The 13,076-nt window shown below is 39.0% G+C and carries 12 protein-coding genes; 8 read left to right on the forward strand and 4 right to left on the reverse strand.

From position 1 onward, the window contains the following. Nucleotides 1-1,737: a DUF3466 family protein gene (locus tag PSI06_RS01580; protein ID WP_004586697.1), complete on the forward strand. Its 1,737-nt coding sequence runs from the start codon at nt 1-3 to the stop codon at nt 1,735-1,737. Between the two features lie 137 nt (nt 1,738-1,874). Here the strand turns inward: PSI06_RS01580 and PSI06_RS01585 are convergent, their stop codons facing one another. Continuing rightward, entirely contained in the window at nt 1,875-2,387 is a 513-nt protein-coding gene (locus PSI06_RS01585) for a DUF2062 domain-containing protein (protein WP_024033538.1), read from the reverse strand. Between PSI06_RS01585 and PSI06_RS01590 the strand changes: the two genes are divergently transcribed. The 7 genes from PSI06_RS01590 to tcdA are packed head-to-tail and all read left to right on the forward strand — an operon-like array spanning nt 2,367 to nt 9,827. Further along, complete coding sequence (locus PSI06_RS01590; protein ID WP_273602630.1) at nt 2,367-4,631, forward strand: DNA internalization-related competence protein ComEC/Rec2; 2,265 nt, start codon at nt 2,367-2,369, stop codon at nt 4,629-4,631. The two genes, PSI06_RS01585 and PSI06_RS01590, sit on opposite strands and share 21 nt — an antisense overlap. A 60-nt stretch (nt 4,632-4,691) precedes the next feature. After that, nucleotides 4,692-6,437 carry a lipid A export permease/ATP-binding protein MsbA gene (gene msbA / locus PSI06_RS01595; RefSeq protein WP_064387341.1) on the forward strand — a complete coding sequence of 582 codons (1,746 nt, stop codon included), beginning with the start codon at nt 4,692-4,694 and terminating at the stop codon, nt 6,435-6,437. Next, nucleotides 6,434-7,414, forward strand: coding sequence for a tetraacyldisaccharide 4'-kinase (gene lpxK, locus PSI06_RS01600; RefSeq protein ID WP_273602629.1), 981 nt, complete (start codon nt 6,434-6,436; stop codon nt 7,412-7,414). Before msbA ends, lpxK begins: the two co-directional genes overlap by 4 nt. Beyond that, nucleotides 7,404-7,601: a Trm112 family protein gene (locus PSI06_RS01605; protein ID WP_004586692.1), complete on the forward strand. Its 198-nt coding sequence runs from the start codon at nt 7,404-7,406 to the stop codon at nt 7,599-7,601. The genes lpxK and PSI06_RS01605 overlap by 11 nt, the downstream gene beginning before the upstream one ends. Further along, nucleotides 7,589-8,350, forward strand: coding sequence for a 3-deoxy-manno-octulosonate cytidylyltransferase (kdsB, locus tag PSI06_RS01610; RefSeq protein ID WP_273602628.1), 762 nt, complete (start codon nt 7,589-7,591; stop codon nt 8,348-8,350). The genes PSI06_RS01605 and kdsB overlap by 13 nt, the downstream gene beginning before the upstream one ends. A gap of 2 nt (nt 8,351-8,352) precedes the next feature. Then, the gene (locus PSI06_RS01615; protein WP_273602627.1) at nt 8,353-9,024 is read left to right on the forward strand and encodes a TIGR01621 family pseudouridine synthase; all 672 of its coding nucleotides are present in this window, start codon (nt 8,353-8,355) and stop codon (nt 9,022-9,024) included. Next, the gene (tcdA, locus tag PSI06_RS01620; RefSeq protein WP_004586689.1) at nt 9,024-9,827 is read left to right on the forward strand and encodes a tRNA cyclic N6-threonylcarbamoyladenosine(37) synthase TcdA; all 804 of its coding nucleotides are present in this window, start codon (nt 9,024-9,026) and stop codon (nt 9,825-9,827) included. The genes PSI06_RS01615 and tcdA overlap by 1 nt, the downstream gene beginning before the upstream one ends. Before the next feature lies 1 nt (nt 9,828). Here tcdA and PSI06_RS01625 read toward each other — a convergent pair whose 3' ends face one another. The 3 genes from PSI06_RS01625 to PSI06_RS01635 form a co-directional block, all read right to left on the reverse strand. After that, nucleotides 9,829-10,245, reverse strand: coding sequence for a SufE family protein (locus tag PSI06_RS01625; RefSeq protein WP_096739576.1), 417 nt, complete (start codon nt 10,243-10,245; stop codon nt 9,829-9,831). Nucleotides 10,246-10,258: 13 nt separating this feature from the next. Next, complete coding sequence (locus tag PSI06_RS01630) at nt 10,259-11,485, reverse strand: aminotransferase class V-fold PLP-dependent enzyme (protein WP_273602626.1); 1,227 nt, start codon at nt 11,483-11,485, stop codon at nt 10,259-10,261. A gap of 111 nt (nt 11,486-11,596) precedes the next feature. Continuing rightward, nucleotides 11,597-12,883 (reverse strand): citrate synthase, encoded by a 1,287-nt coding sequence (locus tag PSI06_RS01635; RefSeq protein WP_004586686.1) that lies wholly within the window; start codon nt 12,881-12,883, stop codon nt 11,597-11,599. Nucleotides 12,884-13,076: the final 193 nt, after the last annotated feature.

Below are 13,076 nucleotides of genomic sequence, written 5' to 3' on the forward strand. Positions count from 1 at the left end.
ATGAAATATAAATTACTCGCTGCCAGTATTTTAGCGACATTGAGTACATCTGCATTAAGTGCAACCTATGAATTAACAGAACTAGGTACTCTTGACGGCGCTAAACATTCTTACGTGACTGACGTAAGCGAAAGCGGGCACATTATTGGTACTGCCAACGGATTGTATAATTTACCAATCGATATTAGCTATATCGACTTTACCGAAAGCGTTATTGAAAATGCGTACGATAGTGAAGAGTACAACTTTGAGCTAAGTGATAAAGAAATTACTTTTACACTTGATGATATAGAAAATAACGATGCGGTTTTTAATAACGCCGATGCGCATTCATTTATGGTTAGCTTTTTAGCTGGCAGACCAACGGATTACGAGTACCAAAAGTTAAGCTCGGTAGTTGGTATTAAGTTTGACGATGGCATAGTGACTGAGCAAATACTGTTTGATGAAGAGTCGGTAGATTACGATGGTTTAACGCGATCGGTTAGTAACTTTTATAATGCGGTAAGCGAAGATGGCGTGAGCGTTGGTTGGAGTGCGGCTCCATATGATAAAGTTTTATTTACGCCAGATGATGAAGATGAAGAAGAAACATGGTTTACCCATGACTTTATTGAGCGTGGAATAGTTATTTCTGAAGATGGAACGCAAAAGGTTGAGTTAGTTCCAGACTTTGACGATTACGGCGGTACTAGCCGAGCTAACGATATTGTTAAAACAAATGACGGATACACTGTCGTTGGTTATGTTTCAACAGGTATTCCTGAAGACAGACTTGATAATATTGAAGATAACTGTGATAACGAAGATGAGCCAACCAATACCTGTGTGGAATTATTAAATTCAAGTGTAACCACCGGCGTATTTGATGAGCGCGCGGTAAAATGGGAGCTTGATGAAGCATTTAATATCACTTCTACTGAAATACTAGGCCTTGCCTTAACGCCAGAAGAAGATGATGACTTTGCTTTTACAAGTACCGCTCTTGCACTAAATAATAATGGCACAGTGGTGGGCTCTTCAAATGCTCGTTACTATAAAAATGACGACACTATTTTAACAATGCCTGTTTATTTTAAAAATGGTGACGTGTTTAATTTTATAGACCAAGAAGATGATTGGCTTTCTGGTAAAGCGCTTGCTGTCAATGACAACGATGTAATTGTTGGTTATGCATCAAAGCGTATTGAAACCACGATCCGTGATCAGTTTTTCTATCATGATATAAGTACTGGCAATACCGTTTTCCCTACCGGTTACTTTAATAGCTCAAGCGCTTATGGTAATGATATTAATAACCAAGGTTATGTTGTTGGTGAAGGCGAGGTAGGTACATCTGAAAACAGCCGTCGTAAAGAAGCGTTTATATATAAAATTGGTGACGATAAAATTACCAATTTAAACGATTTACTACCTTGTTATGAAACAGACGGTGAAACAGATTACGCCTACACAATGGCTGAAGCGAAAGTCATTAATGAAGACAATGAGATTTTTGGTGTAGCTACCAAAACCGTTGAAAAGCGCGATACCTTTGGTAATGTAGAAACCGATATTGAAGGTAATATTGAGTACGAAAGTGTTGCTGTTGCAGTAAAGCTAACACCTATTGATGGTGAAGTAGAAGACTGTACACCAATAGAAGAAGAGCTTTATGAAAGAAGCTCAGCAAGCTTCCCTTGGTACACACTGTTATTATTGCCGCTAGTGGGCTTACGCAGAGTATTTAGATTTTAAGCTTAACGCTTTTCATAAAAAAACCAACGTATAAAAGTTGGTTTTTTTTCGTCTATAATAAAGTGCTTGGCGTTAATTAGTTATCTCAATTTGCTTCATTAAGTCATTCTATTTGAGTACTTTAATAGTTGGCTTTATTACGTATTAGTATTTCGCGCTAACCAGGCTTTGCGCACAGAGCGTCGCCAAATAATATCAATACCTAAATAAGCAATAATAGCGGCAACAGAAGCGCACACCAGTGAGCCAATTAAAAATGCAGGACCGATGGTAGAAAGGCTTTCTAAGAACCATGCCCAACTGGCTTCAAATGCAAAATGCTGCTCTGGTTGATTTAAAACAAGCGTACCTACAAGGTATGAGCCGTAAAATATTGGCGGCATAGTCAGTGGGTTGGTAAGCCATACCAATGCAACAGAAATAGGTAAGTTAACTCTAAATACAATAGCTGCCGCAGCGGCTAAAACCATTTGAAAAGGAACAGGGATGAACGCAAAAAATAAACCAACTGCAAATGCGCCCCTTGCAGAGCGCCTGTTTAAATGCCATAGGTTGGCGTCTTGTAATAGGCGGCCGAATATTCTAAGTGTTTTATGATGCCTAATTTTATTAGGATCAGGTAAAAATCGTTGGATCGTTTTCTTAGGCATTTCAAGCAACCATTTACTTCAGTGTGGATTAGTCTTGGATTTGTAATAGGTTGTATTTCAACCGTATTTTATTATCAAACCCATGAATTTACAGTCATCACAATATCTGTCCTTATTGCGAGCGCCTATTTTAAGCCGTTTTTGAATGTTTTGTTAGGGTTTATTTTAGCTATTTGCTGCATTGTTGTGCACTTTTACCTGTTTTATAGCTATACATTGCCAAATGATGAAAATAACTATGCTTACCCTGCCACAATTCTTGTTGATGACGTTATCTCTGCAAAGCAACCACAGTATATAAAAGCAACGTTATTAAAGTTAAATGGGGATGAAATACACAAATTTAAAGCACCTAAAGCCATGTTAAGTGTCGATTCTGCACAGCTTATTAAGCAGGGCGATACTTTTGAGGCAACAATAGCGCTGAAAAAATTCAGAACAATTAAAAATATCGGTGTGTTTGATAATAATGTGCATGCCTTTAAACAACGCATACTATTTAAAGGCAAAGTACTTAATAAGCAATTGCGCATTACTAACGCGGCTTCACCTTCAATAATTTATAAATACAGGTCGTTTTTAAAACACACTTATCAAAAAACAACGCTTAACTGGCTTTATTATGCATTGCTTAGTGGTGATAAATCACTGATGTCGTTTGAAAATAAACAAACAATGCAAAGTTTAGGGCTCAGCCATTTATTAGCCATTTCAGGGTTGCACATAGGGCTTATATTCAGCTGTTTTTATTTACTGAGTAAGTACACAGCATACATTTTGAAAATTAATATATTGCAGTCTATTAATTTAACTATTATTTATTGTTTTATCGGATGGTTAGCGGCATTTATATATGTTTATTTAAGTGAATTTTTACTCTCAGCGACTCGCGCATTTATTATGTTAAGTTGCGTGTTAGGTCTTTACTTTATTGCCAAACAGCCACTGCGCTGGCGAAGCATTCTATATGCTTTAGTCGCTGTATTACTCATCAATCCTTTTAATGTTTTAAACCCAGGTTTATATTTTTCTTTTATTGCGGTTGCAATTATTTTCCTTGTTATAAAGCACCTTCCTAAAACTAAATATAATTGGCTTAGCGTGTTTATAGCGCTGTGTATTATTCAGCTTGCTTTATTTATTGGGCTTTTGCCCATTACCCTTATTTATTTTAATGGGGTAAGTATTGCTGGGTTGGTTATTAATTTATTGGCAATTCCATTATTAAGCGTGGCAATCATGCCACTTTTGCTGCTATTTACGATCATAAGTGCTGTGGTAGATATAACGCCCGTCATTTTATTATTCGATAGTGTACTTATAACATTGTTTAAGTATATGGATGCAATCCCTTGGCATTACAGATGGTTAGATATAGCTAAACCGCGTACATTGTACTTAGTTGCAGCTTATCTATGCATATTAATCGCTTGGTTTAGTCCCTTTAAACGTTTAGCACTCATTCCTCTATGCGTTACATTAATAGATTATCTGTATTTACCAAAACCTCTTTGGCAATTGCATGTGTTTGATGTTGGGCACGGATTAATGACGTTACTCGAAAAAGACAATCAAGCGCTGGTTTACGATTTTGGCCCGAGTTATTTTAACCGTTTTAGCCGTACATACAGTGTGTTAATTCCTTATTTGAAAACACATAACTTAACCGTCAGTGATGCAATAATAAGCCATCAAGACAACGACCATGCAGGGGGCGCAGCACATTTTATTAATGCAGGATTTGGTGAAAGTTTTAAGCGTTTTCACCCACACGGCACAACCACACAGTGTATGTCTTTAGATTATAACTTTAATGGATTGCGCATTAGCAGCTTTGCTGATAGCACATTTAATAACGAAAACGATAATTCGTGTGTGCTTTTAATCAAATCACCCCAACTTACTATGTTATTAACGGGTGATATTTCTAAAGCACGTGAGCTGAGCCTTATTAAAACTCACTCATTACAAGCCGATGTGATTTTAAGCCCTCATCATGGCAGCGATACGTCTTCAAGCACGGAATTTATCAACCATGTAAATCCGCATACGGTTATTCACTCAACAGCTTTTCAAGGCCAATGGCAATTTCCCAGTGAAAAAGTGGTTTCGCGCTACAAAGCTATAAATGCTAAACAATATGTTACGGCACGTGATGGGCAAATTACGGTAAGTATTTATCAAGATAGCTTTAAAGTGACAACGGCGCGCAAACACGAAAGTTATTGGTTTATAGAAGATTGACGTTTAGTTTTAACGGTTTGAAGGATACAATAAGGGCTGTAATTGTATAACGAGAGTAATATGAGTCAAAGTACTACACAAATTTATAAACGGTTGATTTCTTACGTTGGTGATTATAAAAGCGTTGCCTTCGTCGCTATTATTGGAATGATCGGCTATTCGGGTATGGATGCTTTATTTATTCAATTAATGAAACCCTTTATTGATGAAGGTCTAAACCAACGTAATAACGAAGTGCTAGCTTATGCCCCTTTTGTTGTAATTGCGCTGGTAATAGGGCGTGGCCTGTTTAATTTTATGTCTTCGTATTGCCTAAGCTATGTAGGCTCGCAAGTAGTTCGTTCGTTACGCCAGCAGTTATTTGAACACATATTACATTTGCCTGTTTCGTTTCATGATAAAAACTCAACAGGTGATTTAATTTCAAAAATTACTTTTGATACAGAACAAGTTCAGCAAGCAATCACCAAAGCACTGTTAATTGTTGTAAGAGAAGGCGCTTTTGTCGTTTTTCTACTTGCCCTTATGTTTTATACCAGCTGGCAGCTTTCGCTGATTTTTTTAGTGATCATCCCATTAGTGGCAATTATTGTAACGTTTGTGTCTAAACGCTTTCGCCATATTTCAAAAAATATACAGTCTGCAATGGGGCAGGTCACCCGTAGCTCTGAGCAAATGCTAAGTGGACACAAAGTTATTCATGGCTTTGGTGGGCAAAAACAAGAAATCGATCAGTTTTCAAAAATCAATAATCATAATCGCCAGCAACGTATAAAAATGGATGCCACTAAAGCGTTAAGCGTATCGGTAATTCAAGTGCTTGCAGCAAGTGCAATGGCTGTTATTTTGTGGGTTGTATCTATGCCTTCAATGATAGATACGATCAGCTCAGGCGATTTTATGGTACTCATCTCTTCTATGATGATGCTTTTACGCCCGCTTAAACAATTAGCAAACGTGAACAGTGATATGCAGCGCGGTATTTCTGCAGCGCAAAGTATTTTTTTAGTTTTAGATGAAGAAATTGAAAAAGACAAAGGGACTTACAGCGTAGATAAAGTGAAGGGCGAAATTGAGGTTAAAAACGTTACCTTTAAATACCCAACTAAAGATGAAGCTGTTTTAAATAACCTATCAATAAGTATAAAAGCCGGTGAAAGCATCGCGCTTGTAGGGCGTTCAGGCTCTGGTAAATCGACTATTTCTAATTTATTACCGCGTTATTATGATTTAGAAGCACCAAGTGAAATTTTATTAGATGGCGTTGCGCTTGAGAAATATAAACTGGCCGATTTACGCCGCCAGTTTGCCTTAGTATCTCAGCAAGTTGTGTTATTTAACGACACAATTGCTAATAATATTTGTTATGGCATAAGCCGCGAAATAACACCGCAGCAACTAGAAGAGGTGGTTAAACAAGCCCACGTTTGGGAATTTGTCAAAGACCTACCTGAGCAGCTCAATACCATGGTCGGTGAAAACGGGGTGATGCTCTCTGGTGGTCAACGTCAACGTATAGCAATTGCGCGCGCTATATTAAAAGATGCACCTATTTTAATTTTAGATGAAGCAACTTCAGCCTTAGACACAGAGTCTGAAAAACTAATTCAGCAAGCTCTCGATACCCTAATGCAAGACAAAACGTCTATAGTCATTGCCCATCGTCTTTCAACCATTGAGAACAGCGACAAAATATACGTTATTGATGGTGGTCGGGTGATTGAAAGTGGCGATCATCAAAGTTTATTAGCTAAAGATGGTACTTATTCAGCTCTATGTAAAATGCAGTTTGGTGAGCACGGGTGAGTAAAATAGAGCAAAGCTGGTATAAACCATTTAGTTTTATAACGCTACTTTTACTGCCATTAGCTGCGCTTTTTTGGTTAATTTCAAGCATTAGGAAATGGTTTTTTAAGGTTGGCTTTGCCACGCCTTTTAAAACTAAATCTAAAGTGATTGTGGTGGGCAATATAAGTGTAGGTGGGAATGGCAAAACGCCATTTGTGTTATGGCTTTACGAATACTTGTCAGAGCAAGGCCTAAAAGTGGGCATTATCAGCCGAGGTTACGGCGGTAAAGCCAACAGCTACCCGCTGGTGGTAGAGCGCGGCGTAACAAGTGCACAAGCTGGTGATGAGCCAATACTTTTATTTAATCGCTTAAAATGTCCGCTTGTTGTCGGACCCGATAGAAAAGCCAACATTACATTATTAGAGCAGCAATTTTGTGTGGATGTCATAATCTCAGATGATGGTATGCAGCATTATAAAATGGCGCGCGATATAGAGTGCTGCATTGTTGATAGCCAAAGGCGATTTGGTAATGGCTTTGTTATGCCTGCAGGGCCATTACGCGAAACCACAAACAGATTAAATAGCGTTGATTTAGTGATTGAAAACGGGGGAGATGCATCCCTTAGCTACTTTTTGCAAACAGGTGCACTTAAACACGTTGCTAACAATACCCCTGTTAATAAAACCATTGAAAAAGGCCATGCGGTAAGTGCCATTGGTAATCCACAACGTTTTGAAGATTCATTAAAGGGGCAAAATATTCAGCTGCTTTCGACTCATCATTATAGAGATCACTATGCTTATAGCATGGCTGATTTTACTCAATTTAATGATGATAACGTATTAATGACAGAAAAAGATGCAGTAAAATGTAGAGACTTTGCAAAAGATACTTGGTACTACCTACCCGTAAATGCAAAACCTACTGACGCTGTAATACATAAATTAGATTTATTATTAAAACAAAAAGGGATCCTCAATGGCCTTTGATACAAAATTACTTGAAATAATTGCTTGTCCTGTGTGCAAAGGAAAGCTTCGTTTTGATAAAGAAAATGCAGAACTTATTAGTACTGCAGCTAAACTTGCATACCCAGTACGCGATGATATACCGGTACTTTTAGAAAATGAGGCGCGTGAGCTATCTCAAGATGAGGTTGATAAGTGGAATTCGTAGTTGTTATACCTGCACGTTACGCGTCTACCCGTTTGCCTGGCAAACCATTAGCTGACATATGCGGTAAACCTATGATTCAACACGTGTATGAAAAAGCGTGTTTGTCAGGTGCAAGTAAAGTGGTTATTGCAACCGATCATCAAAAAGTTTTTGATGCTGTTAAATTGTTCACAAACGATGTGCTGATGACGCGAGAAGATCATCAATCGGGTACTGAACGTTTAGCAGAGGTTGTTGACCTACTTAAGCTAGACGCAGAAACCCTGGTGGTAAATGTACAAGGCGATGAGCCATTACTTGCCAGCGAAAACGTATCGCAAGTTGCCACTTTACTAAATAATTCAAGCGCGCCAATGGCAACATTAAGTGTAGCCATTCAAGAGCAAGACGAAGTGTTTAATCCTAATGCCGTGAAGGTTGTTAGTGATATTAATAAAAATGCGTTGTATTTTTCACGTGCCAGTATTCCGTTTGACAGAAGCGCAATGTTAAATAACGACAGTGTGTTAGATATAACGCCTTTTCAGCGCCATGTGGGTATATATGCTTATCGTGCGGGCTTCATTAAGCAGTATATTGAGCTAAGTGTATCGCCACTTGAAGTACTTGAGTCGCTAGAGCAACTTAGGGTGCTGTACCATGGTTACGCTATTAAAATTGAGCAGGCCAAAGTAACACCACATGCTGGGGTTGATACGGCCGAGGATTTAGAAAAAGTGATTGCCTACCTAAAAGCTAAGCAAGCCTAATAATGGTTAAAAGTGAATTACCCATAGTGTTTAGTCACGCTGATTTTTATATATTTGAAAAACCAGCGGGGCTTAATTTTCACTCAGAAGGTGAAAAAGGGTTTGTGGTATTAGCTGAGCAGCAAACTGGCGAAAAATTATTTGCTGTTCACCGCCTTGATAAAGTGACATCTGGCCTTATTATTCTTAGTCGCAATAAAGAAGCCGCTGCTAAATTTACGTCTCTTTTTACTGAGCACGCAATAAACAAGTTTTATTTAGCGATAAGCAATGCTAAACCTAAAAAAAAGCAAGGGTGGATAAAAGGTGATATGGCTAAGTCTCGCAGGGGCATGTTTAAGCTTTTACCGACCCTGCAAAACCCGGCTATTACCCGCTTTTATTCTTTTAGTTATAAGCCGGGGTTTAGAGCGTATATTTTAAAGCCGTATTCGGGTAGGACCCACCAACTTAGAGTGGCATTAAAAAGTTTAGGGTCGCCAATTTTAGGCGATACACTTTATAGTGGCACCGCAGCTGAGCGGGCGTATCTTCATGCTTATGCGTTAAGTTTTTTATGGCATGGGGAGCAAATTAATTGCTCTTTGCTACCTACTACGGGTAATGAGTACCAGCAATTAATTAATCATCAAGAATTTCAAGCATGGCAATCGCCATGGCAACTGGATTGGTAATGAGCGAAAAAGTAACAGATATTCGTTTTGGCGGGATCAAACGCCTATACGGTAACCAACAATTTGACTGGCTACAACAAGCCCATTTTTGTGTAGTGGGAATAGGCGGTGTAGGAAGTTGGGCCGCCGAAGCTTTAGCACGTACAGGCGTGGGTAAAATCACTTTAATTGATTTAGATGATATTTGCGCGACGAACGTAAATAGGCAAATTCATGCACTTAGCGGCAGTATTGGCCAAGCCAAAGTAGATGCAATGAAAAGTCGCTGCGAACTGATAAACCCAGAGTGTAAAGTAACTGTGATAGATGACTTTATTACTCTTGAAAATATTCGTGAGCATATTCAAGGTTTTGATTACGTCATTGACTGTATTGATGCAGTTAAAGAAAAAGCAGCGCTTATTGCTCATTGTAAGCGCAATAAAATGCCTATTATTACTACTGGTGGCGCGGGTGGGCAAACTGATCCTAGCCAAATAACATTTGGTGATGTGGCTAAAACCACGCAAGATCCGCTACTTGCTAAAGTGCGTTATATTTTACGCAAACAATATAATTTTAGTAACAACCCTAAACGCAAATTTAATATTGATTGTGTGTACTCAACTGAGCAACTTGTTTACCCAGGCAGTGATGGCAGTGTATGCCATGCTAAACAAAATGCTGATGGTACAATGAATATGGATTGTAATAACGGGTTTGGCTCGGTAACTATGATCACCGGAAGTTTTGGCTTTTTTGTAGCGGCTAAAGCGGTACGTAAATATTTAGATAAAAAACAACGTTTACAACAAGCTCAATAGTTTAATTGAGCTTGTTAGTTGCCATGCTATGAATTGCCTCGACCATGGCTTTTATTCCGTTCCCTCGAGATGCACTAAGGTGTTTAATTAAGCCTAACTTTTCAAATTCGTCATACGCATTAATATTCACGACTTCTTCAGGTGTTAGGCCATTATAAAGCGCTAAAATTATCGCTAATAAGCCTTTTACAATACGGGTGTCTGAGTCGCCAATAACCACTAAACGATTCTCGCTATCGTCAAACTCCATAAACATCCACACTTTGCTCTCACATCCTGGCACCAGTGCGTCATCGGTTTTAAGTACATCGGCTAAAGCGGGGAGTGTTTTGCCTAGAAGCATTATTTCGCGATATTTTTGCTGCCAAGATTGCGCCTGCTGTATAGGTTTTACTACGTTTTTAAACGTATTTGTCATGAGTTATCCTAAATTAGTCTAATAATTCAATCGATTCTTTCAAGGCATTGATGAAATTATCAACATCTTGATGGGTATTATAAAATGCAAAGCTTGCTCGAACAGTGCCTTTTACCCCTAAATGGTGCATTAATGGTTGCGTACAATGCTGTCCACTGCGCACTGCAATACCAAATCCGTCAAGCAAAGTTGCCAAATCGTAGGGGTGTTCACTTTTATAATTAAAACTAAGGGTGCCAATATTATTGTTCAGGTCGCTATAAATAGTAATACCGTCTATTTTACTCAACTGAGTGGCTGCATAATTAAAAATAGCCTGTTCATGGTGCTGTAACTGTTGTATGTTTAGGGCTGATAAATAATCAATTGCTGCACTAAAGCCAATGACGCCGGCTATATTTGGGGTGCCGGTCTCAAATTTAGCAGGAGCGTCTCTGTAGGTGCTTTTTTCAAGCGTTACAGTATCTATCATCTCACCACCCGTTTGATACGGGGTAAGCGCATTAAGTAATTCATAGCGACCATATAAGCCCCCTACACCCGTAGGGCCAAGCATTTTATGCGCTGAGAATACATAAAAATCGCATCCAAGCTGCTTTAAATTAGGGCGTAAATGCATGGCTCCTTGTGCGCCATCAACAACAACTAACGTGCCGACTGCTTTCGCTGCAGCTACTAATGGGGCTAAATTGGTAATATTACCTAATGCGTTAGACGCTTGGCTGATACACAGTACCTTTGCTTTAGTGTGCGTGATCATGTCTATACAGCGCGCTATATTAAACATCGCGTTTTGCTCAAGGGGGAGTGCAGATAACGTAGCCCCGGTATTTTGCGTTAATACCTGCCAAGGTACAATATTAGCGTGGTGCTCAAGGGGTGTAATTAATACCGTATCTTCACCAGTAATTTGCCTTTGTAGGCCATGAGCAAGTAAATTTAGCGCCTCTGTTGCGCCTTTAGTCCAGACGATTTCTTTAGCATTTACGTTAAAGTAATCCGCTGTTTTTAATCTTGCATCTTCATATTGTTCTGTAGCGCGCTCGCTTAAAGTATGGCGGCCTCTGTGAACGTTTGCGTTGCCTAAATTATAAAAACGAGTGGTTGCATCAATAACGCTTTGTGGTTTTTGCGAGGTTGCGCCAGAGTCTAAATAAACTAAAGGGTTGCCATTAAGGGTTTGGTTTAACGTAGGGAAGTCGTTGCGGATTTTTGTTATATCAAACTCTTGAGAAGGCATGGCTATTCAACATCTATAAATTTAGGCAGGAATTGTAATCGGTTTCATAAAATTGACAAGCAAAGCGCACAAAAAAGGCCGCAAAAGCGGCCTTTTTTTAACTAACTAAGCTTAGCGCTTGTCAGTTGATACGAAGTCACGTTGAGTGTAACCAGTATACATTTGACGAGGGCGGCTGATCTTATGACCAGGTTGAGATAGCATCTCATCCCAGTGAGTGATCCAACCAACAGTACGTGCCATTGCAAAAATTACAGTAAACATGCTTGTTGGAATACCAATAGCTTTTAAGATAATACCTGAGTAGAAATCAACGTTAGGGTAAAGTTTCTTCTCTACAAAGTATGGGTCTTCAAGGGCAATTTGTTCAAGCTTCATTGCAATATCAAGAAGCGGATCTTGAATGTTAAGCTCTTCTAATACTTCGTGACACGTTTGACGCATTACTGTAGCGCGTGGGTCGAAGTTTTTGTAAACACGGTGACCAAAGCCCATAAGACGGAACGGATCAGACTTATCTTTTGCTTTTGCTACGTACTCATCAATACGATCAACAGAACCAATCTCTTCTAACATGTTTAAACATGCTTCGTTAGCACCGCCGTGAGCAGGGCCCCAAAGAGATGCGATACCCGCTGCAATACATGCATATGGGTTAGCGCCTGAAGAACCTGCTAAACGTACTGTTGACGTTGAAGCGTTTTGCTCATGATCAGCATGAAGCATGAAGATTTTATCCATTGCTTTAGCTGTCACAGGGTTAACTTTGTATTCTTCAGCCGGTACAGAGAACATCATGTGTAAGAAGTTTTCTGCGTAGCTTAAATCGTTACGTGGGTAAACAAACGGTTGACCAATGTTTGTTTTGTACGCCATAGCTGCAATAGTCGGTAATTTAGCGACAAGTTTAATAGCGCTTGTTTTACGTTGGCTTGCATCAGTAATATCAAGATCTTCGTGGTAAAAAGAAGATAATGCGCCTACTACACCACATAGCATTGCCATTGGGTGAGCATCGAAGCGGAAACCTTGGAAAAAGTTAGCAATTTTCTCATCAAGCATGGTGTTATGCGTGATTTCTTTTGCAAATGCATCGTATTGCTCTTTAGTTGGTAACTCACCGTTTAATAGTAAGTAACAAAGCTCGATGTAGTTAGAGTCTTCAGCTAATTGCTCAATTGGGTAACCACGGTGAAGTAATACACCTTTACCACCATCAATGTAGGTGATTGCAGATTCACAAGAGCCAGTCGACATGAAACCTGGGTCATAAGTAAAGTGGCCGTGTGAACCTAACGTACGTACGTCGATCACATCTTGGCCAGCAGTGCCTTGATAAATTGGAAGTTCGATTGGATCTAGCCCATCAATATGGACTGTGGCTTTTTTATCTGCCATCTATGTATCTCCTATTAAGATATCTATTCTGATTTTTAGATTTTTAAAGTTCTGAAATCTTGTTTTAAGCACATCTTCGCATTTTAACGTGAAAGAGGGGGTTAAAGTCAATTTTTATAAACATTATGCATATATGTATAATAAATATTCGGTATTAATTAAATATTATACTATCGGCTAATTCGCAAACGTC

The sequence above is a fragment of the Pseudoalteromonas sp. GABNS16E genome, from assembly GCF_028598715.1.
Taxonomy (GTDB): domain Bacteria; phylum Pseudomonadota; class Gammaproteobacteria; order Enterobacterales; family Alteromonadaceae; genus Pseudoalteromonas; species Pseudoalteromonas atlantica.